We start from the raw sequence: 23,838 nt of genomic DNA on the forward strand, positions 1-23,838 counted from the left end.
CGTTATGCGTACAAATCCAGCGCGGATTGCAGCGGGCTCACGCCAAAGCGCTTGCCGAGGGCGATGAGTTCTTCCTGGGAAATGGTCTGCTTCATGCCGCCCATGGAGTACACCTTCACCAGCACTTCCGCTGATTTCTCAGCGGTGTCGATCAGGCCAAAGGTTTCATCCAGCGTTGGGCCGCTGCCGAACACGCCGTGGAACGGCCACAGCACCAGAGTATGTTTTTGCATATCAACGGCGGTTGCCTGGCCGATTTCGTCGGTACCCGGCACCATCCACGGCAGAATGCCCACGCCGTCCGGGAACACCACCAGACACTCGGTACTGCCTTCCCACAGCTTGCGGGTGATGAAGTCGGCGCTGTTTTCCAGCACGTAGGTCAGGGCGATCAGGTTGGTGGCGTGGCAGTGCATGATCACGCGGTCTTTGCCGTTCGTTGCCCTGATGCGCTCGCAGTGGGAGAGGAAGTGAGCCGGCAGTTCGGAGGTGGGCACCGCCTCGTCGGTCAGGCCCCACAGTATGTGGTAGCCCGCGCCGTCGCTGTCCACTTTCACCACGCCGAGGTTGGCCTCCGGGTCGAGCTGGACGTTACGGAAGAACTTGCCGGAACCGGTGACGATAAACGGCGTGTTGGCGAGCAGCGGCATCGGCTGGCTCAGCGCGATATAGCGCGGCTTCTGGTGGAAATCGGCCGCGAACGGTTCAATATCCGCGTCGTCCAGGCGCAGCGTCAGGTTGCCGCCGTTGCGCTCGTCCCAGCCTTTCAGCCAGGCGTCGGAGGTGGCTTTGATCATGCCCTGGACGAACCAGGAAGTGGTGATGGTCTGCATAGTCTTCATTTTCCAGTTATCGCGGTGAGGTTGAACCCTCACCCCGGCCCTCTCCCACAGGGAGAGGGGGTAAAAGTTCCCTCTCCCTGTGGGAGAGGGTTAGGGTGAGGGCAAAATTACCCGCGCTGACTCAACACGTCTTTCTCGTATGCCCGCACGTTGTCCAGCCACTGGCTGCCCGCCGGGGCGTCGTTACGCTGACAGTACATCTCCCACACCGCCTGCCACGGCAGGGATTTCTGCTCTTCCAGCAGCGCCAGACGGGCGGTGTAGTCGCCGTTAGCCTCCAGCTGTTTCAGCGCGGCGACAGGCTCCAGCAGCGCGCGCAGCAGGGCTTTCTTCATGTTGCGGGTGCCGATAACCCACGCTGCGATGCGGTTGATGGAAGCATCGAAGAAGTCGAGGCCGATGTGTACGCGGTCAAAGAGGTCGTGACGGATGATTTCGCTGGCAATCGCCTGGGTTTCATCATCCAGCAGCACCACGTGATCGCTGTCCCAGCGTACCGGACGGCTGACGTGCAGCAGCAGGCGCGGCACGTAGAGCATGGCGGCGGAGATTTTGTCGGAGATCACCTCGGTCGGGTGGAAGTGGCCGGCATCCAGACACAGCGCGGTCTGGCGGCTGGTGGCGTAACCCATGTAGAACTCGTTCGAGCCCACGGTGTAGCTCTCGGCGCCAATGCCGAACAGCTTGCTCTCTACGGCGTCGATGTGGTGCGCCGGGTCCAGCTTCTCGCTGATGGCCTCATCCAGCGCGGCCAGCAGGCGCTGGCGCGGGGCCAGACGGTCGACGGTGATATCCTTCATGCCGTCCGGGATCCAGATGTTCATCACCGACGGCGTGCCGAGCTGCTCGCCGAAATACGCCGAAACGCGGCGGCTGGCCTTCACGTGGTCGATCCAGAACTGGCGGATGTCGTCGTCCGCGTGGGCGAGGGTAAAACCGTCCGCGCTCAGCGGATGTGAGAAACAGGACGGATTAAAGTCCAGGCCCAGCCGGTTGGCTTTGGCCCACTCCACCCAGTTCTTAAAGTGTTCCGGTTTGATTTCATTGCGCGCCACTGGCTCGTCGGATTCGAGGTAAATCGCATGCAGGTTCAGGCGTTTTGGCCCCGGGATCAGGCTCAGCGCCAGCTCCAGGTCGGCGCGCAGTTCGGTCGCGTTACGCGCTTTGCCCGGGTAGTTACCGGTGGCCTGAATACCACCCGTCAGGGAACCGCCTGGGTTCTCGAAACCGGCGACGTCATCGCCCTGCCAGCAGTGCATGGAGACGGGCAGACGGTCGAGCTGGCGCAGCGCCTCTTCGACATCCACGCCGACGGCGGCGAAACGCTGTTTAGCCAGGCCCCAGGCTTGTTCTAATTGAGTTGTCATGCGCAAAGCTCCTTAGTCAGTCGGTTTTGCTGAAACTGCGCCCGAAAGCGAGCAATTTCACGGCAGGGATTGGGGGTGAAGGTGGTCAGGCTGGCGTTAGCCGCCACCACCGAACGGAAGTCGTCAACGCTGGAAAGTTCGTCCAGGGTCATCAGCTGAATGCCGATATTCCCGAGCGTGGAGGCCTCCACGGGACCCGCCACCACGGTGATGCCGCAGGCATCGGCGCAGAGCTGGTTCAGCAGCTGGTTCTGGCAGCCGCCGCCCACGATATGCAGCTGGCTGAACGGTTTTCCGCGAAGGCTCGCCAGCTCGCTGAGGATGTCGGCATACAGCAGGGCGAGGCTGTCAAAAATGCAGCGCGCCAGTTCGGAAGGGCTCGACGGCACCGGCTGCCCGCCCTCGACGCAGGCGGCCTGAATTTCGGCGCTCATGTGCGCCGGGTTGATAAAGCGGTCATCGTTCGGGTTGATCAGGAACGTGCAGGCCTTCAGCTTCTCGGTTTCGGCGATAAGCGCGGGCAGGTCGGTAACGTTCTGCTCTTTCAGCACCCGCTGGAGCAGCCACAGCCCCATGATGTTTTTCAGTACGCGGTAGCGGCCTTCGGCACCGCCTTCGTTGGTAATGTTTGCGGCCATCGCGGCATCGCTGGCGTACGGGGTTTTGCTCTCAAAGCCCATCAGCGACCAGGTGCCGGACGAGAGGTAAGCCGCGTCTTTGCTTGCAAGTGGGGACGCTATTACCGCGCTGGCGGTATCGTGGCTGGCGACGGCAACGACGGGGATTGCGTTCCCCTGGGGGCAAATCCAGTGACCGATCACGTTACCCGGGTGGGTGGGTGTGCCGAACCAGGAAGGCGACGCCCCCGTCCAGGCCAGCAGATGTTCATCCCAGCTATCCGAGTTGATGTTGACCAGCTGCGTGGTGGTGGCGTTGGTATATTCCCAGTTCATGTTGCCGGTCAGGCGATAGCTCAGGTAGTCCGGGATCAGCAGCGCATGGGCCACGTCCGCGACCAGCTCCGGCTGTTGCTCGACCAAAGCACGCAGCTGATAAAGCGTGTTAAACGGCAGAAACTGAATGCCGCTGCGCCCGTAGATGTTGTCCTTGCCAAGCTGGGCGATAGCGTTCGCCATCAGGCCGTCGGTGCGGCTGTCGCGATAAGACACCGGCAAGCCGACGCGCTCGCCATGGCTATCAAGCAGAACGTAGTCCACGCCCCAGGTATCAATGCCGATGCTGTCGATGCGAATGCCATCGTTGCAGACGTTGTTCAGTCCGGTACGGATCTCTGCCTCCAGGGCATCGATATCCCAGGTATCAAAACCGTCCTGCTTTTGCAGGCAGTTGGCGAAACGGTGCATTTCGCGAAGCGAAAGCGCGTGCTGCTCACGGTCCCAGCTCGCGAGCATTACGCGGCCGCTGGATGCGCCTAAATCGACAGCCACACAATGGCGAAAAGTCATGGTCGGGTCCTTTCTTAAGTCATTAGCGGTGAGTGTAAAAAAGGGAAGAAAAAGTCACCTTCTCACCACTGACAGGCCAAATCTCGCGCTGGCAAGAAAGCAAAGGTGAATGTGAGGACGCTCACAGTTTCCAGCAGTGACGGGATGCTCAGGCAGTGTGACGCTGAGCGCATTTCCCGATCTTTCCCCCTGTTTCTTGAAAAATGGACAGCTTTTGCGAGGTTTACTGCCAAAAATTGAAGGTGAGTGTGGGAGGCCTTAATTACTATTTTGAGAACATTTTTCATTGGTGGGGGCCGTTATGACCGTACTGCACTGCGTGGATTTTTTTCCTTCAGGAGGTTCGCCTGTCGCGATTGAGCCACGGCTTCCTCAGGCTGCGTTCCCGGAGCATCATCATGATTTTCACGAAATTGTGATTGTTGAGCGCGGGACGGGTATTCATGTTTTCAATGGCCAGCCCTATACCATCAGCGGCGGTACGGTGTGCTTCGTGCGCGACCACGACCGGCACCTGTATGAACATACCGACAACCTGTGTCTGACGAATGTGCTTTACCGTTCCCCGGACGCGTTCCAGTTTCTTTCGGGGCTGAGCCAGCTGTTGCCCCAGGAGCAAGACGGACACTATCCGTCGCACTGGCGGGTGAATCAGTCCATCCTGCAGCAGGTGCGTCAGCTGGTGAGCCAGATGGAGAGAAGCGAGGACGGGCAGGAGACGCACGCCATTGCCACGCGCGAACTGCTGTTTATGCAGCTTCTGGTGCTGCTGCGCCGCAGCAGCCTGGTGGAAGGGCTGGAAGATAACAACGCGCGCCTGAACCATCTGATGGCCTGGCTGGAAGATCATTTTGCCGAGGATGTCTGCTGGGAAACGCTTGCGGATGATTTTTCCCTGTCGTTGCGTACCCTGCATCGCCAGCTTAAACAGCACACCGGACTGACGCCGCAACGCTACCTTAACCGTCTGCGCCTGATCAAAGCGCGTCATCTTTTACGTCATACCGACGATAGCGTCACTGATATTGCCTATTGCTGCGGTTTTGGCGACAGCAATCACTTTTCAACGCTATTTCGCCGGGAATTTAACTGGTCTCCGCGCGATATTCGCCAGGGAAAAGACGCGATGCTTCAGTAACGCGAGGGCAGTCACCGTTTTATTTCCGCAAAAAAGCTAATAGTGTCAGGTTATTCGGCGTAGAGGTCGTGGTGTGGCTGCTCAGTTAATTCTTCGCAAAGATGATTTTTTTGCCTCCGCGAGTCAGGCCGTCACGGTGGCCGATCGCTACCCGCAGGACGTCTTTGCCGAACATACCCACGAGTTTTGCGAGCTGGTGCTGGTTTGGCGCGGTAACGGCCTGCACATCCTCAACGACCGTCCCTACCGCATCACGCGCGGAGACCTGTTCTACATTCGCGCGGATGATAAACACTCCTACGCCTCGGTTAACGACCTGGTGCTGCAAAACGTTATTTACTGTCCGGACAGGCTCAAGCTTAACGTGGACTGGGCCGCGAGCATCCCGGGCTTTCTTGATGCTAAGGGTTCTCCGCACTGGCGCTTAAGCAGTAGCGGCATGGCTCAGGTACGGCAGGTTATTTCTCAACTGGAGCAGGAGAGCCAGAAGAACGACCCCGTTGCTAACCAGCTGGCGGAGTTGCTTTTCGCCCAGCTGGTGATGACGTTGAAGCGCCATCGTTACGCCACTGATAACCCCTCCGCCACAACGCAGGAAGCGCTGCTGGATAAGCTCATCACCCGGCTTGCGGGCAGCCTGAATAAAAACTTTGTACTGGAGAAATTCTGCGAGCAGGAACAGTGCAGCGAGCGCGCGTTGCGCCAGCATTTCCGCACCCTGACCGGGATGACGGTGAACCACTATCTGCGCCAGCTGCGCATCTGCCATGCACAATATCTCCTCCAGCATACGGAGTGGATGGTCAGTGATGTGGCGATGCGCTGCGGCTTTGAGGACAGTAACTACTTTTCAGTGGTGTTTAACCGCGAGGTGGGGATGACGCCGGTACAGTGGCGTCATCGCAGTCGAAAGGGGGCGTAATCAGTTTGCCATGCCGAGGCCGACGATATTGGCAGCGATAATAATCACCACGCAGCCGAGGCTCAGTACGCCAACCGGACGACGTCCGGCGTTCGTCCACTCTTTCAGCACCAGCCCAACCAGCCCGCCGCAAAGTACGTAGAAACTCATGTGCAGCATCCAGCTTATATAGTCGTATTGCGCCGGAATGCTGGCGTGGCCCCAGGCGTAGAAGAAGAACTGCAAATACCACATCAGGCCGCCCAGAGCGGAGAGCAGCACGTTGGTAATGATGAGCGATGTTGCCAGCGAGAAATCGGTTTTTACCGACAGTTTTTTTACTTTTGCCAGACGAATGAAGCAGAAGCCCAGGTTAACCATCGCGCCGCCACCCATAATCACGACATAGCTTGGTAGCGCAGCGTACAGTGGGTCGACGCCCAGCGCGGCCGCCGCTTCGTGCATCGGTTTGGCGGCGTTCATGGCGAACGACATGCCGGCCGAGAAAATGCCGCACATCACCGCCAGCAGCAGACCTTTCTTCAGGTTAAAATCTTCAGCTTTAATGCCCATCTTGCGCTCTTTCAACTGCCCCGCACGCGTCACAATTCCTACGCCAATGACCGCCACCAGCACGCCCAGGAGCGTCATCCGCCCACCCTGAGTATTAATAAGCACGTCGAAGTTGCCGTTGAGAATTGGCGTCATCAGGGTACCGACGATCAGCGTGATGCCAATCGCGATACCAATCCCCATCGACATGCCGAGATAACGCATGGTGAGGCCATAGTTGATGTTGCCGACGCCCCACATCGCGCCGAACAGGAACACCGGCAGCAGGGTGGCGGCGCTGAAGGAGGAGAAGTAGCCCCAGAAATCGGGCAGCAGCATGGCGCTAATGGTCCAGGGCAAAATCAGCCAGGACACGATACCGCCAACGGACCACATGGTTTCCCATGACCAGCCTCTCACTTTTTTAAACGGAGCATAGAAACAGGCTGCACTGGCAGCGCCTATCAAATGCCAGAAGATACCCATCGTAATCGCATGATTCATTTTTACACCCTCATCGTTTTTATCGTCAGTGGCTTCCCACCGACTTGAGGAGTGTAAAAATTAGGCGGTTTGGAGACCTTCAGAAGGTTGCCGCAGATGTGTTCTGGATGGCAATCAGCACGTTAACCGCGTGAGCAGACTCACAATTTCGCGATTAATCGAAAAACGAATAACCTTATAAAAACTACGGCATTGATAATCATTTTCAATATCATTTAATTAACTATAATGAACCAACTGCTTACGCGGCATTAACAGCTGTGCCGCCCGACAATAATGGAGAGGATTATGAGTTATACACTGCCATCCCTGCCGTATGCCTACGACGCACTGGAACCGCATTTCGACAAGCAGACGATGGAAATCCATCACACTAAACACCACCAGACCTATGTGAACAACGCGAACGCCGCGCTGGAAAGCCTGCCAGAGTTCGCTAACCTGTCTGCTGAAGAGCTGATCACCAAGCTGGACCAGCTGCCAGCGGACAAGAAAACCGTTCTGCGTAACAACGCTGGCGGCCACGCTAACCACAGCCTGTTCTGGAAAGGCCTGAAAACCGGTACCACCCTGCAGGGCGACCTGAAAGCGGCTATCGAGCGCGACTTCGGTTCCGTTGACAACTTCAAAGCGGAATTCGAAAAAGCCGCTGCAACCCGTTTCGGCTCTGGCTGGGCGTGGCTGGTTCTGAAAGGCGACAAGCTGGCGGTGGTTTCTACTGCTAACCAGGACTCCCCGCTGATGGGTGAAGCGATTTCTGGCGCATCCGGCTTCCCAATCCTGGGTCTGGACGTGTGGGAACACGCTTACTACCTGAAATTCCAGAACCGTCGTCCGGACTACATCAAAGCCTTCTGGGACGTGGTGAACTGGGACGAAGCAGCAGCGCGTTTCGCCGCTAAAAAATAAGGTTGCATTGACGCCTGTGAGAAGCGAGTCTTATGACTCGCTTTTTTTGTATCTGTATACCCGTCATACTTCAAGTTGCAGGTGCGTTGGCTGCGTTCGCTCACCCCAGTCACTTACTTGAGTAAGCTCCTGGGGATTCACTCTCTTGCCGCCTTCCTGCAACTCGAATTATTTAGGGCATATAAAGGAGCAGCAATGCATTACCCGGTGAACGTGTTTACAGGCAAGGTAAGGGAGTACGACGGCAGCCGCCCGAGTGCCATCGCCAAAATTCAGGTCGACGGTGAGTTGACGTTAACCGACCTCGGGCTTGCGGGTGACGAGCAGGCCGAAAAGAAAATCCACGGCGGGCCCGATCGCGCGCTGTGCCACTACCCGCGTGAACACTATCAGCACTGGAAAACCGAGTTTCCCGAGCAGGCGGACCTCTTCGTCGCCCCCGCGTTTGGCGAGAATCTCTCCACCGAAGAGCTCACCGAAAAGAACGTGTTTATCGGTGATATCTACCGCTGGGGCGATGCCCTGATTCAGGTGACGCAGCCACGCTCGCCGTGCTTCAAGCTCAACTACCACTTCGGTATTCAGGATATGTCGGCCCAGCTGCAAAAAGCGGGTAAAACCGGCTGGCTGTATCGCGTGGTGCTGGCTGGGCAGGTTTCAGCGGACGCGCCGCTTGAGCTGGCGTCGCGCCTGAGCGATGTGTCTGTTTATGACGCCTGCGCCATTGCCTGGCATATGCCGTTTGACGACGAACAGTATCACCGCCTGCTGTCGGCGGCGGGGTTATCCATCAGCTGGACAAGAACGATGCAGAAGCGGCGTTTAAGCAGCAAAATCGAGGATAATTCGCGGAGATTGTGGGGGAAATAGTCCTCTGCAGAAAGTAGGCCGGGTAAGGCGAAGCCGCCACCCGGCACTAACGTCTACGAACGCTTATACAACGGTAGCCACAGCGTTAACCGTAGTCCACCCAGCGGGCTATCGTCGGCTTTCACCCAGCCGCGGTGCTGCTGCATAGCGGTTTCAACAATCGCCAGACCCAGTCCCGTGCCGCCCGATTCCCGGTCGCGCGCCTCATCGGTACGATAGAACGGACGGAAAATCTGCTCGCGGTCTTCCGGGCTCACGCCTGGGCCGTCATCATCGACAATGACGGTGATCCCGTCTTTATCCACCGAGAACGCCACCTCAATCTTCGTATGCGAGTAGCGAAGAGCGTTACGCACGATGTTCTCCAGCGCGCTTTCCAGCGTGTTGGGGTTTCCGTACAGCGGCCACGGGCCCGGCGGGAAGTTGACGGTGAAAGATTTACCCATCTGTTCCGCTTCGAACGCCGCGTTGTCCAGCACCTCGTGCCACAGGTGATTGGCTTTCACCGTTTCGCTAACCAGCGCGTTTTTCTGCTGATTGCGCGACATGACCAGCAGGTCGTTGATCATGCTGTCCAGGCGGTGCGCTTCCGTTTCAATACGCTCCAGCTCTTTGCTCTCACCGCTGCGGCGGCGCAGCAGCGCGGTGCCAAGCTGCAAGCGCGTAAGCGGGGTACGCAGCTCGTGCGAGATATCCGACAGCAGACGTTGCTGTGCGGTCATCATACGATCGAGGGCGCTCACCATCTGGTTAAAACTGGTTCCGGCGGCAAGGAACTCCTGCGGACCTGCTTCCAGTTCAGGGTGTTGTCGCAGGTTACCCTGCGCCACCTCATCGGCGGCATTCTTCAGCTTACGCGCCGGTTTTGCCAGGCTCCACGCCAGCCATAACAGCAGCGGTGAGCTGACCAGCATGGTGACAATCAGCAGCAGGAGAGGGCGGTCAAACAGCAGGTTGATAAAATCAGACTGGGAGTTGCTCGCCGGACGGATCAGGTAGAGCTGATAATTATCCTCTCCGTCCCTGACGGAGAAAGGCCCTACCATCTCTACGCGGCCATATTTCTTCTTCTGGGGATGATCGGCATTATCCGCCTGGCCAATGAAGTTGCGGATGATCTGCATTTCATTGCGATCGGCCCCAATCACGCGGCCTTCGCTGGTCACCAGCAGCAGGCGTTGTCCGGGCGGCGCCCACTTGTCGATAGCGCGAAACAGCCTGCGCCACCACATTAAATCGTTTGGCGGATCGTTTGCCAGCTCGGCTTCCACGTGCTGCTCGATCATCACGCCCTGACGTTGCTCGCTGTCGAGAAGCTCCGTCATCTGGCGTGAGTCGAGTTTTGGCAACATCAAAACGAGCATTAAAACCAGTGCCAGCGTCAGCCAGAAGATGGCGAAGATGCGGGCGGTTAAGCTTCCTATCATGAAGCGGAAACCATCAGATAACCGCGACCACGCAGGGTTTTAAACCATGGGTGACCATCTTTCCGCTCCGGCAGCTTACGGCGCAGGTTAGAGATGTGCATGTCGATGGCGCGGTCAAACGGGGTGAGGCGTTTGCCCAGCACTTCCTGGCTTAGATGTTCACGCGAAACCACCTGGCCGAGGTGCTGCGCCAGCAGATACAGCAGGGTGAACTCCGTGCCGGTCAGTTCCAGCGTCTGGCCATCAAAGCTTGCTTCCTGACGGCCCGGGTTCAGGCTCAGGGAGTCGACTTCAAGAGTAGGCGAGCTGTTGTCGGTATTTTGCTGCTGCTCGCTCCAGTGGGAACGACGCAGGATAGCGCGAATACGGGCAACCAGTTCACGGTCGTTAAACGGCTTGGGTAAATAGTCATCCGCGCCCAGCTCAAGGCCGAGTACGCGGTCAAGTTCGCTGCCGCGCGCGGTCAGCATAATAACGGGAGTCTGGTGTGTCTGGCGAAGCTCTTTCAACGTATCAATACCGTTTTTCTTCGGCATCATCACGTCGAGCAAAAGTAAATCGATGCTGTCGTCAAGGAGACTCAGCGCCTGCTCGCCATCATGGGCAACCAGGACGTTGAAACCTTCCATGTCGAGCAACTCCTTTAAAAGGGATGTGAGCTCTCGGTCATCATCAACTAACAGGATTTTATTCATTGTTTAAATACCTCCGAGGCAGAAATTACGACATCAAGGCTGTCTAATCCATGACTTTACGTTGTTTTACACCCCCTGACGCATGTTTGCAGCCTGAATCGTAGACTGTCTCTCGTTGAATCGCGACACGAAAGATTTTGGGAGCAAGTGATGCGCAAAGTTACCGCTGCCGTCATGGCCTCAACGCTGGCGTTCAGTGCGTTTAGCCAGGCTGCTGAAGCTATCATCAGCGATAACAGTCCCTTACAAGAGGGCGCAACGCAGAACAGCAGCCAAAGCCATATGTTTGACGGCATAAGTTTAACCGAACATCAGCGTCAACAGATGCGAGATCTGATGCAGAGGGCACGACACGACCAGCCCCCTGTTAATGTTAGCGAAATGGAGACAATGCATCGCCTTGTCACCGCAGAAAATTTTGACGAAAGCGCTGTTCGCGCTCAGGCCGAAAAAATGGCACAGGAACAGGTTGCCCGCCAGGTAGAGATGGCGAAGGTCCGCAACCAGATGTTCCATCTGCTAACGCCCGAGCAGCAAGCGGTTTTGAATGCCAGACATCAGCAGCGAATGGACCAGCTGCGTGAGGTTGCACGGATGCAGCGAAGCTCAGAAACGACGTTTTTCAGTAGCAATAGCAGTACCCGTAGTAACCAGTAAACCCTGTTTTCCTTGCCATAGACACCATCCCTGTCTTCCCCCACATGATGTGGGGGTTTTTTTTGCCCCGCATCCGCGCTGTTAACCGTTTATTCATCCTTAGACTCCCCATGCTTCCGTTATACTAGCGGCATGACATGACAGGAGCGTTTATGAATCAATCCTATGGAAGACTGGTAAGCCGGGCCGCCATTGCGGCGACCGTCATGGCCTCCAGCCTGTTACTGATTAAAATCTTTGCCTGGTGGTATACCGGCTCGGTCAGTATTCTGGCGGCGCTGGTGGACTCGCTGATGGACATTGCCGCCTCGTTGACCAACCTGCTGGTGGTGCGTTACTCGCTGCAGCCAGCGGATGAAGAGCACACATTTGGGCACGGCAAAGCGGAGTCGCTGGCCGCGCTGGCGCAAAGTATGTTCATTTCCGGCTCTGCGCTGTTCCTGTTTTTAACCGGCATTCAGCATCTCGTTTCGCCGACACCGATGAACGATCCCGGCGTGGGCGTAGTTGTGACGATCGTTGCGCTTATATGCACACTTGTTCTGGTAACGTTCCAGCGCTGGGTTGTTCGCAAAACGCAAAGTCAGGCTGTACGGGCGGATATGCTTCATTATCAATCTGATGTTATGATGAATGGGGCTATTCTTATTGCGCTCGGTCTGGCCTGGTATGGCTGGCATCGCGCCGATGCGTTATTTGCGTTAGGGATTGGTATCTATATTTTATATAGCGCCCTGCGGATGGGGTATGAAGCGGTGCAATCACTGCTTGACCGCGCCCTCCCGGACTCAGAACGTAATGAAATTTTTTCTATCGTGACCTCCTGGCCCGGCGTCAGCGGTGCACACGATCTTCGAACGCGGCAGTCAGGGCCGACCCGCTTTATTCAGATTCATATTGAAATGGAAGACAACCTGCCACTGGTTCAGGCTCACGTTATTGCTGAGCAGGTCGAGCAGGCGATTTTGCAGCGTTTTCCTGGTTCAGACGTCATCATTCACCAGGATCCCTGCTCGGTTGTACCCGGTCATGTTGGGCTTTCGTAATTCGTTGTAAAAAAGTGAGCCAGGCCAGCATTTTGTGTATAAATTACCGCCGTTTGGTCTGACCTGAATCAATTCAGCTGGAAGGGATTGATATACTATTTGCAGTATTCGTTGGTCGATAAGTTTCTTCCGGCAACAGATTTCAATTTTGCATTCCTAAGTTCAGAGGTAGTCATGATTAAGAAAATCGGTGTGTTGACAAGCGGCGGTGATGCGCCGGGCATGAACGCGGCAATTCGTGGTGTTGTCCGTGCAGCGCTGACGGAAGGCCTGGAAGTTTTTGGCGTTTATGACGGTTATCTGGGCCTGTATGAAGATCGTATGGTTCAGCTCGACCGTTACAGCGTGTCTGACATGATCAACCGTGGCGGTACTTTCCTCGGCTCTGCACGCTTCCCGGAATTCCGTGATGAACACGTTCGCGAAGTGGCTATCGAAAACATGAAGAAACGCGGCCTGGACGCCCTGGTGGTTATCGGTGGTGACGGCTCCTACATGGGTGCAAAACGTCTGACCGAAATGGGCTTCCCGTGCATCGGTCTGCCGGGCACCATCGACAACGACATCAAAGGTACTGACTACACGATCGGCTTCTTTACTGCACTGGGTACCGTTGTTGAAGCGATTGACCGTCTGCGTGACACCTCTTCTTCTCACCAGCGTATCTCTATCGTTGAAGTGATGGGCCGTTACTGTGGCGACCTGACGCTGGCGGCAGCCATTGCGGGCGGTTGCGAATTTATCGTCGTGCCGGAAGTCGAATTTAGCCGTGAAGATCTGGTGGCTGAAATCAAAGCGGGCATCGCGAAAGGTAAAAAACACGCGATCGTGGCTATCACCGAGCACATCTGTGACGTTGACGAGCTGGCGAAGTACATCGAAGCCGAAACCAAACGCGAAACCCGCGCGACCGTTCTGGGTCACATCCAGCGCGGCGGTTCCCCAGGCCCTTACGACCGTATTCTGGCGTCCCGTATGGGCGCGTACGCTATCGATCTGCTGCTGCAGGGTCACGGCGGCCGCTGCGTCGGTATTCAGAACGAAAAACTGGTTCACCACGACATCATCGACGCGATTGAAAACATGAAGCGTCCGTTCAAAGGTGACTGGCTGGACTGCGCGAAAAAACTGTACTGATCGGCGTTTGTTTTGTGCCGGGTGGCGGCAAGGTAAATGCAAAACGGTAACCCCTGGGTTACCGTTTTTTATGGTTGCTCCCTCTCCCGTGGGAGAGGGTCAGGGCGAGGGCATCAGGCCGTTCATCCACTTCTTTTATTCCACTACGTTATAGCCAATCTTTTTTTATTCTTTAATCCTCGATTCGCTTTCTGGCACGCTGCATTCATCAAAACACTACACAAGAGAGCTGGGCGATGAATAAATGGGGCGTGGGTTTAACATTATTGCTGGCATCGACCAGCGTTCTGGCTAAGGATATCCAGTTACTGAACGTGTCATACGACCCGACGCGTGAACTGTACGAGCAATACAACAAAGCGTTTGCGGCACACTGGAAACAGGAAACCGGCGACAACGTGGTGGTTCGTCAGTCGCATGGCGGCTCCGGCAAGCAGGCGACGTCCGTGATAAACGGTATTGAAGCCGACGTGGTGACCCTGGCGTTGGCCTACGATGTCGACGCGATCGCCGAGCGCGGCCGCATCGACAAAAACTGGATCAAACGCCTGCCGGATAACTCCGCACCCTACACCTCGACCATCGTCTTCCTGGTGCGTAAAGGAAACCCGAAACAAATTAAAGACTGGAACGACCTGATCAAACCGGGCGTTTCTGTGATTACCCCGAACCCGAAAAGCTCCGGCGGCGCTCGCTGGAACTACCTGGGCGCATGGGGCTATGCACTGCATCACAACAATGGCGACCAGGCCAAAGCGCAGGAATTCGTGAAGGCGCTGTATAAAAACGTTGAGGTGCTGGACTCCGGCGCGCGTGGCGCCACCAACACCTTCGTCGAGCGCGGGATTGGCGACGTGCTGATCGCATGGGAAAACGAAGCCCTGCTGGCCACCCACGAGCTGGGCAAAGACAAATTTGAGATCGTGACCCCGAGCGAATCGATTCTGGCTGAGCCGACCGTCTCCGTGGTCGATAAAGTGGTTGAGAAGAAAGATACCAAAGCGGTGGCGGAAGCCTACCTGAAGTATCTGTACTCGCCAGAAGGCCAGGAAATTGCGGCGAAAAACTTCTATCGTCCACGCGATGCGGCGGTCGCCAAGAAATACGAAGGGGAGTTCCCAAAACTGAAGCTATTCACTATTGACGATGTGTTCGGCGGCTGGACCAAAGCGCAGAAAGAGCACTTCTCCAATGGCGGTACTTTCGACCAAATTAGCCAGCGCTAACCATTAGCCTGTGAAACGGTGACCCGGCGTGAGAAATCCGCCGGGTTTTTTATTTGGTCATCATTTTGCGTTACTCTTTTGCCTCTACTGAAAACAGGGAACGCGTTGTGAAAAAAATTATCTTATTGCTCCTCATTGTCATCGCCCTTGCCGCTGGCGGTGTGTACTGGATGAAGGCGGGTAATCCGAATGCGTTGCGACATATCGTTCTCGACCAGTGTGTGCCGAATCAGATCCAGAACCGTAACCCTGCACCCTGTGCGCAGGTGAAAACGGATGCAGGCTATGTGGTATTTAAAGATCGCAACGGGCCGCTGCAATACCTGCTGATGCCGACATATCGCATCAACGGCACCGAGAGCCCGCTGCTGACCGACGCTCATACGCCGAACTTTTTCTGGCTGGCGTGGCAGTCGCGCAGCTTTATGACCCTGAAGCGTGGATCCGAGGTGCCTGACAGCGCCATTTCGCTGACGATTAACTCGCCGACTGGCCGCACGCAGAACCATTTTCATATTCATATATCCTGCCTGCGCCCGGACGTGCGCGAGAAGCTCAACGCGGCACAGGGAGAAATCAGCACCCAGTGGCTGCCTCTTTCGGGGGGGCTGGAAGGACATGAGTATCTTGCTCGCCGCGTGACGGAGAATGAACTGGTCAAGCGCAGCCCGTTTATGATGCTGGCGGAAGAGCTGCCGGAAGCGCGCGACCATATGGGGCGTTTCGCGCTGGCAATGGCGCAGCAGTCGGATGGCTCTTTTGTTTTGCTGGCGACCGAGCGTAACCTGCTCACGCTTAACCGCGCGTCAGCGGAGGAACTGCAGGATCATCAATGCACTATCCTGAAGTAACCCCACCATAAATCGCGTTTACTCGGGCTGCCTGTCACCGTAGACTTGCTGAAAAATTCTACAGGAGACAGGTATGTCGCTCTGGTTAACGCATCCTCTGCTGCTGCCCTCACTGATCGTTGGCGTCACCATCGTGCTGTGGGCGACGTCGCTATTGCCGGAGTTTATCACCGCGCTGCTGTTCTTCACGGCGGCGATGACCGCCAGAATCGCTCCGCCGGAGGTCATCTTCGGCGGTTTTGCCTCGTCTGCTTTCTGGCTGGTATTCAGCGGCTTTGTGCTTGGCGTGGCGATCCGTAAAACCGGACTGGCGGACAGGGCCGCCCGGGCGCTGTCGGCAAAGCTCACCGACTCCTGGGTGTTGATGGTGGCGAGCGTGGTGCTGCTGAGCTACGCGCTGGCGTTTGTGATGCCGTCGAACATGGGACGTATTGCGCTGCTGATGCCGATTGTCGCGGCGATGGCAAAACGCGCCGGTATCGCCGACGGCTCCCGCGCCTGGTTCGGACTGGCGCTGGCGGTGGGGTTCGGGACTTTCCAGCTTTCGGCGACGATCCTGCCTGCAAACGTCCCCAATCTGGTGATGAGCGGTGCGGCGGAAGGCTCGTACGGCATCCATCTGAACTATGTCCCGTATCTGCTGCTGCACACGCCGGTGCTCGGTATCCTCAAAGGCCTGATTCTGATTGGCCTCATCTGCTGGCTATTTCCCGGCTGCCCAAAACCGCCGAAGGAACAGGCGCCGTCTGATCCTATGGGGCGGGATGAAAAGCGTCTTGCCTGGCTGCTGGCGGTGGTGCTGGGGATGTGGGTCACGGAGAGCTGGCACGGCGTAGGGCCGGCGTGGACGGGGCTGGCGGCGTCGGTCATCGTTATGCTGCCGCGCGTTGGCTTTATCACCGGGGAAGAGTTTTCTGCGGGGGTGAACATGCGCACCTGTATTTACGTCGCGGGCATTCTTGGGCTGGCGATTGTCGTGACGCAAACCGGTATCGGAACGGCCGTGGGCGAGGCATTGCTTCGCATTATGCCGCTGGATGCAGACAGGCCGTTCACCAGTTTCCTGGCGCTGACCGGTATTACCACGGCGCTCAACTTCATCATGACCGCCAACGGCGTTCCGGCGCTGTACACCACCCTGGCGCAGAGTTTTTCGGACGCGACCGGTTTTCCGCTGCTGTCGGTGATCATGATTCAGGTGCTGGGCTATTCCACGCCGCTGCTGCCGTATCAGGCGTCGCCGATTGTCGTGGCGATGGGGTTAGGAAAGGTGCCTGCAAGGGCGGGGATGGTGCTCTGTCTGGCGCTGGCGATAGCGACTTATCTGGTGCTGCTGCCGCTGGATTATCTGTGGTTTAGTTTGCTGGGGAAAGTGTAGTTCGGTGCGAGCGGTTTCCCCTCACCCCAACCCTCTCCTAAAGGGAGAGGGAGGAGAAGAGCGGCGGGCAAGCGCAAGCGCCACCCGCCACAAAGGCAATTACGCCTGTTTAGCCGCTTCAGCTGCCTTAACGATCACCGCGAAAGCGTCAGCTTTCAGGGATGCACCGCCAACCAGCGCGCCATCGATGTCTGGCTGGGTGAACAGCTCAGCAGCGTTGGAAGCATTTACGGAACCGCCGTACTGAATAATCACTTGCTCAGCGATCTTCGCGTCGGCTTTAGCAATGTGGTCACGAATGAATTTGTGAACCGCCTGAGCCTGCGCAGGGGTTGCAGATTTGCCGGTACCGATCGCCCAGACTGGCTCGTACGCGATTACTGCGCCTTCGAACGCTGCCGCGCCCTGGGTTTTCAGCACTGCGTCGATCTGACGTGCGCACACTTCTTCGGTTTTGCCCGCTTCGTTTTCCGCTTCGGTTTCACCGATGCACAGAACCGGGATCAGGCCCTGCTCTTTCAGCACGGCGAATTTCTTCGCGATGAACTCGTCGGATTCTTTGTGATAGGTGCGACGCTCGGAGTGGCCGATGATGATGTATTTCGCGCCGATATCTTTCAGCATTTCAGCGGAGGTTTCACCGGTGAACGCGCCAGACAGGTTAACGTCAACGTTCTGCGCGCCCAGAATGATGTGGCTGCCGTCAGCGGCGTGTTTAGCCAGATCCAGGTACATATCCGGCGGAGCGATAGCAACCGCGCAGCCCGTCACGCCAGCCAGCTCTTTACGCAGGTTCGCAACCAGTTCGTTTACCATGTGGCGGCTGCCGTTCAGTTTCCAGTTACCCATCACTAAAGGATGTCGCATTTCAATTCTCCACGCTAAATAAGCGAATTAAGGAATATGGCCACCCTGTCGGGCAGCATGGTCTGTGAATCAGTATAGAGATTTTCCCTCGAAAGGCTTTGCTTTTTGTCATTAATTCGCCCCGCCGAGGGTGTCAGATAGTGCCAGCTTAATCGGTTCAACAGCGAAGGTCAGTCCTTTTTCGCCGTTGTCCGCCACAACATAGCGGATCGCGCCTTCGGTATCGGCGTAATAACGCTTGTTTTTCCCGGCGGTAAGGAGTTTTTGCAGCTTTTGCTGGCTTTGCTTTTTCGTCAGCGCAGGGGTAAAGGCCTGCAGTACCGCGCTCATGTACTCCAGCGCTTTCGCCTTAGCGGCTTTCTGCTCTGGCCCCTGTATCGGCAGCCAGGTGATTTGCATGCTTTTGATTTTTAACGTACCGCGCTCCAGCGCCGTGGAAGCATACAAATTCTCGTTAATCTTGCTTGCCGCACGGGTCAGTGTGGGGGTATCGCGTGAGCCATCAATGGCGCGAAACTCATCCAGCGGCAGCGTGGGGTTGGTCTGATTGAAGGTTTCACGAAACTGGCTGATAGACTGATCGAACGACGGCGCGCCCGCCAGCAGATAGGGTGCTGTGGTCGGGGCTGTGGTTTCGGCGGCGTGCAGGGGATAACCCGCGCTGAGCAGCGTTAAACACAGGAAAAGAGAACGTGCCGAACTTTTCATTAACATTGCCCCTGGCCGTAAGTGCTCATGATTAAAACGATATCTGGTCGGCTTGTCAAAAGGTCACAACTCCAGGGTAAAATGCGCGCTATACGATAATAAGGAACCTTACATGACCATACAGCAGTGGCTGTTTTCATTCAAAGGGCGTATTGGACGCCGTGATTTCTGGATCTGGATGGTGACGTGGGTTGTCGCCATGCTGCTTCTGTTTTTCGTGGCTTACAACGCCTGGCTGAGCACGCAAACGGCAGCCTTCGCGCTGGTCTGTCTGCTATGGCCAACGGCGGCGGTTGTCGTAAAACGGCTGCACGATCGCGGACGTTCCGGCGCGTGGGCATTTCTGATTATTCTGGCGTGGATGCTGGTGGCGGGAAACTGGGCGATGCTTCCGTCCATCCTGCCGTGGGTCGTGGGCAGGCTGCTGCCGTCGGCCATCTTCGTGATGATGATTGTCGATCTGGGCGCGTTTATTGGCACCCAGAGCGAAAATAAATACGGTAAAGACACCGTTGAGGTGAAATACCGCTGATCACCAGTAGTGTTCGGCGGTCATATGGCCCGGTCGGCGGCGAAGATGTTTCGTCATCTGCCGGGTATCCTTCAGAAGCTGCTGCGTGTCACGTACCATCTGCGGGTTGCCGCACAGCATGACGTGGCTGGTTTCAGCGTTCAGCGGCAAACCTACTGCCTCTTCCAGGGCTCCACTCTCAATTAACGCCGGCACGCGGCCAGTAAGCGCTCCTGCTACGGTTTCGCGGCTGACCACCGTCTGAATCTTTAGCTTTCCGCCGTACTGCTGCTCCAGCGCCTGCATTTGCGGCAAATAGCTCAGGTCTGCGGCGTAGCGCGCAGCGTGAACCAGCACGATGTTTTTAAAGCGCTCCAGATCTTTGCCGTACTGCAAAATAGAGAGATAAGGGCCGATGGCCGTACCGGTTGCCAGCATCCAGAGCGTGTCGCAGTCAGGGATCTCTTCGAGCACAAAGAAGCCTGCCGCTTCACTCACAATTTGCACCTCGTCGCCGGGCTTAAGGGCGGCAAGGCGCGGGCTGAGCTTACCTTCAGGAACGGTGACCAGATAGAACTCGAGATCCGGGTTATCAGGCGCGTTAACGTAAGAGTAGGCGCGCTGCACGCGCTCGCCGTCGACATCCAGTCCCAGCTTCGCAAATTGCCCGGCTTTAAACGGGTGAACGGGAGCATGTACGGTGAGACTAAATAGCGCATCGGTCCAGAACTGTACCTTTGTGACTTTACCTGTTACCCAGTCCGCCATGATCTTCTCCTGTGCTGTTTCTCTGTTCTATCTTCCGTACTTGTGGTGGTAATTTCCAGCCCGTCAGGGCCGGAAAGCTCTATCGATCAAACGGTTTTACAGAATGTGCGTCTGCACGTCCGGGTCTTTGCGGTCGAGATAGTGGATAGACTGGATGCGGCGAATGGTGCGTGATTTACCGCGGATCAGCAGCGTTTCAGTGGTGGCCATATTGCCCTTGCGGGTGATGCCGTCCAGCAGATCGCCTTTGGTGATGCCGGTCGCCGAGAAGACAACGTTATCGCTACGCGCCATCTCGTCCAGAGCCAGCACTTTATTGGCCTCGATGCCCATCGCTTCGCAGCGCGCCAGCTCGTTTTCCCCGATACGGCGGTTCTCTTCGCTGTCGCCTTTCACCTCATGGCGGGGCAGCAGACGGGCCTGCATATCGCCATCCAGCGCGCGGATCACTGCCGCGGAGACCACACCTTCCGGCGCGCCGCCGATGCCATACAGCACGTCGACTTCGCTGTCCGGCATGCAGGTCAGGATCGAGGCGGCAACGTCACCGTCAGGGATAGCAAACACGCGCACGCCGAGCTTTTGCATCTGCGCGATAGTGGCGTCGTGGCGCGGTTTCGCCAGAATGGTGACGGTGAGTTCGCTAAGGGGTTTGCCCAGGGCTTTGGCGATGTTGTGCAGGTTCTCTTCCAGCGGCAGGCTAAGGTCGATTGCGCCTTTTGCGCCAGGACCGACAATCAGCTTTTCCATGTACATATCCGGCGCGTTGAGGAAGCAACCCTTATCGCCCACGGCCAGCACCGCTAACGCATTGGCCTGACCCATCGCCGTCATGCGGGTGCCTTCGATCGGGTCAACCGCGATATCCACGGCATCGCCTTTGCCGGTACCGACTTTTTCACCGATGTAGAGCATCGGCGCTTCGTCGATCTCGCCTTCGCCGATCACGATGGTGCCGTCAATGTTGACCTGGTTAAGTACAATACGCATGGCATGGACGGCTGCGCCGTCTGCGGTATTTTTGTCGCCACGGCCCAGCCATTTATAGCCTGCAAGTGCGGCCGCTTCGGTGACGCGGGAAAACTCGATAGCAAGTTCACGTTTCATGAGGTACTCGTGCAATCAAAAGGAATTGCACGAAGTTTATCACAGAGTGGGGAGGGGTGAGGGGGCCGGTGCGGTTGGAGCCCCTCTCCCCAAAGGGGCGAGGGGACTTAAAACACCCTCTCCCCTTTGGGGAGAGGGCCGGGGTGAGGGGGATTACTCTTCGTGCTCTTCCCACGCCAGGGCGCGTTTCACCGCTTTTTTCCAGCCGCTGTAGCGGAAGTTACGCTCGGTGGTTTCGATGCCCGGGCGGAACTCGCGTTCGATAACCGCTTTTTCCTGCAGCTCGTCCAGGTTCTGCCAGAAGCCTACCGCCAGACCGGCAAGGTACGCCGCGCCCAGCGCCGTGACTTCACGCACTTCAGGGCGTTCAACGCGGGTGCCGAGAATGTCGGACTGGAACTGCATCAGGAAGTTATTCGCTACCGCACCGCCGTCCACGCGCAGGGCGTGCAGACGAATGCCGGAGTCAGCCTGCATCGCTTCCAGCACGTCGCGTGTCTGGTAGGCGATGGATTCGAGAGTAGCGCGAATAATGTGGTTAGAGTTCACACCGCGCGTCAGGCCGAAAATTGCGCCGCGTGCATACGGGTCCCAGTACGGCGCGCCCAGACCGGTGAACGCAGGCACCACGTACACGCCGTTGGTGTCTTTCACTTTGGTCGCGAAGTACTCGGAGTCGAACGCATCGCTGATCAGCTTCATCTCGTCGCGCAGCCACTGAATGGATGCACCCGCCATGAACACCGCACCTTCCAGCGCATAGTTCACTTCGCCGCGCGGGCCGCAGGCGATGGTGGTCAACAGGCCGTTTTCTGATTTCACCGCTTTCTCGCCGGTGTTCATCAGCATAAAGCAGCCGGTGCCGTAGGTATTCTTCGCCATCCCTTCCTTGACGCATAGCTGGCCGAACAGCGCCGCCTGCTGGTCACCGGCGATACCGGCGATAGGAATACGGGTGCCGCCTTTACCGCCGATGTTGGTCTGGCCGTACACTTCGGAAGACTTACGCACTTCAGGCAGCATCGCGCGCGGAATGTCCAGCGCGTCCAGCATCTTGTCATCCCACTCAAGGGTGTTGATGTTGAACAGCATGGTACGCGAGGCGTTGGTGTAGTCGGTCACGTGAACGCGTCCCTGGGTCATCTTCCAGATAAGCCAGGTATCGACGGTACCGAACAGCAGCTCGCCGCGTTTAGCACGCTCGCGTGAACCTTCTACGTGGTCGAGGATCCATTTCACTTTGGTGCCGGAGAAATACGGGTCAACCACCAGACCGGTGGCGCTGCGCACGTACTCTTCCATACCGTCGCGCTTCAGCTGTTCGCAGATCTCGGATGTACGGCGGCACTGCCAGACGATAGCGTTGTAAATGGGCTTACCGGTTTCGCGTTCCCAGACAATCGTCGTTTCACGCTGGTTGGTAATACCAATCGCGGCAATCTCGTCGGAACTGATATCGGCTTTCGCCAGCACTTCGACCAGCGTGGAGCTTTGTGATGCCCAAATCTCCATCGGGTCGTGTTCTACCCAGCCTGGACGAGGATAAATTTGCTCAAATTCGCGCTGTGACACGCTGACGATGTTCGCGTCATGATCCATTACGACAGCGCGGGAGCTGGTAGTGCCCTGGTCGAGCGCAACGATATATTTTTTTTCGGTCATGGTATGTGTCCCGTAGTCAGATTACAGCGAAGCTTTTTGTTGTGCGGTAGAAGTCGTTTCCTTCTCCTCTTCCACACAGGTGTCGCACGGTAAGTGGCGACCAATTAATTTGCGGTAGCTAAACGCACCCAGCGCAGCCCCGACAACCGGCGCAAACAGCGGTACCAGGAAGTAAGGAATGTCTTTGCCACCGGTGAAGGCCACGTCGCCCCAGCCGGCGATAAAGGCGAAGGCTTTTGGTCCGATATCACGTGCCGGGTTCATCGCGAAGCCGGTCAGCGGGCCCATGGATGCGCCAATCACCGCAATCAGCAAACCAATCAGCAGGGGGGCCAGCGGGCCGCGCGGAATGCCGTTTCCGTCGTCGGTCAGCGCCAGGATAACGCCCATCAGAATAGCGGTAATCACCATTTCAACTGCGAACGCCTGCACAAAATTAATATGCGGGTTTGGATAGGTTGAGAAGATGCCTGCCAGATCCAGACTTTCGACGCTGCCGCGTACCATATGATGCGTCTGTTCGAAGTCGATGAAAAGATTGTAATAAAGCCCGTAAACTAACGCCGCTGCGCAAAACGCGCCGGCAAACTGAGAAAGAATGAAAGGAACAACTTTGCGTCCGTCGAAGCACGCGAACAGCCACAGTGCGATTGTCACCGCCGGGTTAAGATGTGCACCAGAAACCCCTGCAGTCAGGTAGATGGCCATCGCCACGCCCAGACCCCAGATGATACTGATTTCCCACTGACCAAAACTGGCACCCGCCACTTTCAGTGCAGCGACACAGCCCACTCCGAAGAATATCAACAACCCGGTACCAAGGAACTCGGCAATGCACTGGCCTTTTAAGGTTGATGTCTGACTCATAATCGGAATCCTGAAGAAATTGATGTTTATTGTTAGCATGGCCGCCCGTGACAGCCACGATGCCCTGTAGACATAGTGTTAATTTATCGTTAACGAGCAAAAACGAGAAATATCGAAATCAAAATGTGTGGTCTGTGTCAATAAAATGAGCGTTTTCGCGCCATAAAGCACATTTTTGCATCAGTACAGAAATGTGAGCTGAATCATTTCATTAACGAATCAGTTAACAATTTAGGGGTATATGACGCGAACACACCAGGACCAGACCTAAAAGTGTTGCAAACCGCGATCTGCGCGGTGTGTCGCTGGACACAGAGCGCCGCGCTCCATACAATCGACGGTATATGTCGTGCGCGTTTATGTTAAAGCGTCGCCTTGCAAT

At 56.6% G+C, this 23,838-nt stretch carries 23 protein-coding genes; 11 read left to right on the forward strand and 12 right to left on the reverse strand.

Features of this window, described 5'->3' with window-relative positions; all coding sequences use genetic code 11:
- Positions 1–2 precede the first annotated feature (2 nt).
- From rhaD to rhaB, 3 genes are all read right to left on the reverse strand, one after another.
- Positions 3–833: a rhamnulose-1-phosphate aldolase gene (rhaD, locus tag IM317_RS01820; protein WP_033146950.1), complete on the reverse strand. Its 831-nt coding sequence runs from the start codon at positions 831–833 to the stop codon at positions 3–5.
- Positions 834–949: 116 nt separating this feature from the next.
- Complete coding sequence (gene rhaA / locus IM317_RS01825) at positions 950–2,209, reverse strand: L-rhamnose isomerase (protein ID WP_045888511.1); 1,260 nt, start codon at positions 2,207–2,209, stop codon at positions 950–952.
- On the reverse strand, positions 2,206–3,675 hold the full coding sequence (rhaB, locus tag IM317_RS01830; protein ID WP_033146949.1) for a rhamnulokinase: 1,470 nt from the start codon (positions 3,673–3,675) through the stop codon (positions 2,206–2,208). Before rhaB ends, rhaA begins: the two co-directional genes overlap by 4 nt.
- Positions 3,676–3,976: 301 nt before the next feature.
- Here rhaB and rhaS point away from each other — a divergent pair, with 301 nt between their 5' ends.
- The gene (rhaS, locus tag IM317_RS01835) at positions 3,977–4,813 is read left to right on the forward strand and encodes an HTH-type transcriptional activator RhaS (RefSeq protein WP_033146947.1); all 837 of its coding nucleotides are present in this window, start codon (positions 3,977–3,979) and stop codon (positions 4,811–4,813) included.
- Between the two features lie 73 nt (positions 4,814–4,886).
- Positions 4,887–5,735, forward strand: a complete 849-nt coding sequence (rhaR, locus tag IM317_RS01840; RefSeq protein ID WP_033146946.1) for an HTH-type transcriptional activator RhaR — start codon at positions 4,887–4,889, stop codon at positions 5,733–5,735.
- Here rhaR and rhaT read toward each other — a convergent pair whose 3' ends face one another.
- The gene (gene rhaT / locus IM317_RS01845; protein ID WP_033146945.1) at positions 5,736–6,770 is read right to left on the reverse strand and encodes an L-rhamnose/proton symporter RhaT; all 1,035 of its coding nucleotides are present in this window, start codon (positions 6,768–6,770) and stop codon (positions 5,736–5,738) included.
- Positions 6,771–7,058: 288 nt separating this feature from the next.
- Here rhaT and sodA point away from each other — a divergent pair, with 288 nt between their 5' ends.
- Together sodA and yiiM are read left to right on the forward strand one after the other, a co-directional pair.
- Positions 7,059–7,679, forward strand: coding sequence for a superoxide dismutase [Mn] (gene sodA / locus IM317_RS01850; protein ID WP_004203668.1), 621 nt, complete (start codon positions 7,059–7,061; stop codon positions 7,677–7,679).
- A gap of 195 nt (positions 7,680–7,874) precedes the next feature.
- Positions 7,875–8,549 carry a 6-hydroxyaminopurine reductase gene (gene yiiM / locus IM317_RS01855; protein ID WP_033146944.1) on the forward strand — a complete coding sequence of 225 codons (675 nt, stop codon included), beginning with the start codon at positions 7,875–7,877 and terminating at the stop codon, positions 8,547–8,549.
- A gap of 53 nt (positions 8,550–8,602) precedes the next feature.
- Here yiiM and cpxA read toward each other — a convergent pair whose 3' ends face one another.
- Both cpxA and cpxR read right to left on the reverse strand, forming a co-directional pair.
- Positions 8,603–9,976, reverse strand: coding sequence for an envelope stress sensor histidine kinase CpxA (cpxA, locus tag IM317_RS01860; RefSeq protein ID WP_023309731.1), 1,374 nt, complete (start codon positions 9,974–9,976; stop codon positions 8,603–8,605).
- A complete protein-coding gene (cpxR, locus tag IM317_RS01865; protein WP_006179159.1) occupies positions 9,973–10,671 on the reverse strand; it encodes an envelope stress response regulator transcription factor CpxR in 699 nt (232 codons plus the stop codon). The genes cpxA and cpxR overlap by 4 nt, the downstream gene beginning before the upstream one ends.
- Before the next feature lie 150 nt (positions 10,672–10,821).
- Between cpxR and cpxP the strand changes: the two genes are divergently transcribed.
- From cpxP to IM317_RS01895, 6 genes are all read left to right on the forward strand, one after another.
- On the forward strand, positions 10,822–11,328 hold the full coding sequence (gene cpxP, locus IM317_RS01870; protein ID WP_032662714.1) for a cell-envelope stress modulator CpxP: 507 nt from the start codon (positions 10,822–10,824) through the stop codon (positions 11,326–11,328).
- A gap of 152 nt (positions 11,329–11,480) precedes the next feature.
- Entirely contained in the window at positions 11,481–12,374 is an 894-nt protein-coding gene (fieF, locus tag IM317_RS01875; protein ID WP_023309697.1) for a CDF family cation-efflux transporter FieF, read from the forward strand.
- 174 nt (positions 12,375–12,548) lie between these two features.
- On the forward strand, positions 12,549–13,511 hold the full coding sequence (gene pfkA, locus IM317_RS01880) for a 6-phosphofructokinase (RefSeq protein WP_023309696.1): 963 nt from the start codon (positions 12,549–12,551) through the stop codon (positions 13,509–13,511).
- 236 nt (positions 13,512–13,747) lie between these two features.
- Positions 13,748–14,737, forward strand: coding sequence for a sulfate ABC transporter substrate-binding protein (locus tag IM317_RS01885; protein WP_023309695.1), 990 nt, complete (start codon positions 13,748–13,750; stop codon positions 14,735–14,737).
- Positions 14,738–14,844: 107 nt separating this feature from the next.
- A complete protein-coding gene (locus IM317_RS01890; protein WP_033146943.1) occupies positions 14,845–15,588 on the forward strand; it encodes a CDP-diacylglycerol diphosphatase in 744 nt (247 codons plus the stop codon).
- A gap of 73 nt (positions 15,589–15,661) precedes the next feature.
- Positions 15,662–16,966, forward strand: a complete 1,305-nt coding sequence (locus IM317_RS01895) for an SLC13 family permease (RefSeq protein ID WP_033146942.1) — start codon at positions 15,662–15,664, stop codon at positions 16,964–16,966.
- 99 nt (positions 16,967–17,065) lie between these two features.
- Here IM317_RS01895 and tpiA read toward each other — a convergent pair whose 3' ends face one another.
- Together tpiA and IM317_RS01905 are read right to left on the reverse strand one after the other, a co-directional pair.
- Positions 17,066–17,833, reverse strand: a complete 768-nt coding sequence (tpiA, locus tag IM317_RS01900; RefSeq protein ID WP_033146941.1) for a triose-phosphate isomerase — start codon at positions 17,831–17,833, stop codon at positions 17,066–17,068.
- A 111-nt stretch (positions 17,834–17,944) separates the two neighbouring features.
- Positions 17,945–18,541, reverse strand: a complete 597-nt coding sequence (locus IM317_RS01905) for a DUF1454 family protein (RefSeq protein WP_033146940.1) — start codon at positions 18,539–18,541, stop codon at positions 17,945–17,947.
- 112 nt (positions 18,542–18,653) lie between these two features.
- On the opposite strand from IM317_RS01905, the gene IM317_RS01910 reads away from it, so the two are divergent.
- Positions 18,654–19,073 (forward strand): DUF805 domain-containing protein, encoded by a 420-nt coding sequence (locus IM317_RS01910; protein ID WP_033146939.1) that lies wholly within the window; start codon positions 18,654–18,656, stop codon positions 19,071–19,073.
- On the opposite strand, the gene fpr is transcribed toward IM317_RS01910, so the two are convergent.
- From fpr to IM317_RS01930, 4 genes are all read right to left on the reverse strand, one after another.
- Positions 19,074–19,820 carry a ferredoxin--NADP(+) reductase gene (gene fpr / locus IM317_RS01915; protein ID WP_033146938.1) on the reverse strand — a complete coding sequence of 249 codons (747 nt, stop codon included), beginning with the start codon at positions 19,818–19,820 and terminating at the stop codon, positions 19,074–19,076.
- A 96-nt stretch (positions 19,821–19,916) separates the two neighbouring features.
- A complete protein-coding gene (gene glpX / locus IM317_RS01920) occupies positions 19,917–20,927 on the reverse strand; it encodes a class II fructose-bisphosphatase (RefSeq protein ID WP_032662725.1) in 1,011 nt (336 codons plus the stop codon).
- A 153-nt stretch (positions 20,928–21,080) separates the two neighbouring features.
- Complete coding sequence (gene glpK / locus IM317_RS01925) at positions 21,081–22,589, reverse strand: glycerol kinase GlpK (RefSeq protein ID WP_023309688.1); 1,509 nt, start codon at positions 22,587–22,589, stop codon at positions 21,081–21,083.
- A gap of 21 nt (positions 22,590–22,610) precedes the next feature.
- Complete coding sequence (locus IM317_RS01930) at positions 22,611–23,456, reverse strand: MIP/aquaporin family protein (RefSeq protein ID WP_014885705.1); 846 nt, start codon at positions 23,454–23,456, stop codon at positions 22,611–22,613.
- Positions 23,457–23,838 lie beyond the last annotated feature (382 nt).

The sequence above is a fragment of the Enterobacter cloacae complex sp. S3 genome (assembly GCF_014930495.1).
Lineage (GTDB): Bacteria > Pseudomonadota > Gammaproteobacteria > Enterobacterales > Enterobacteriaceae > Enterobacter > Enterobacter asburiae_B.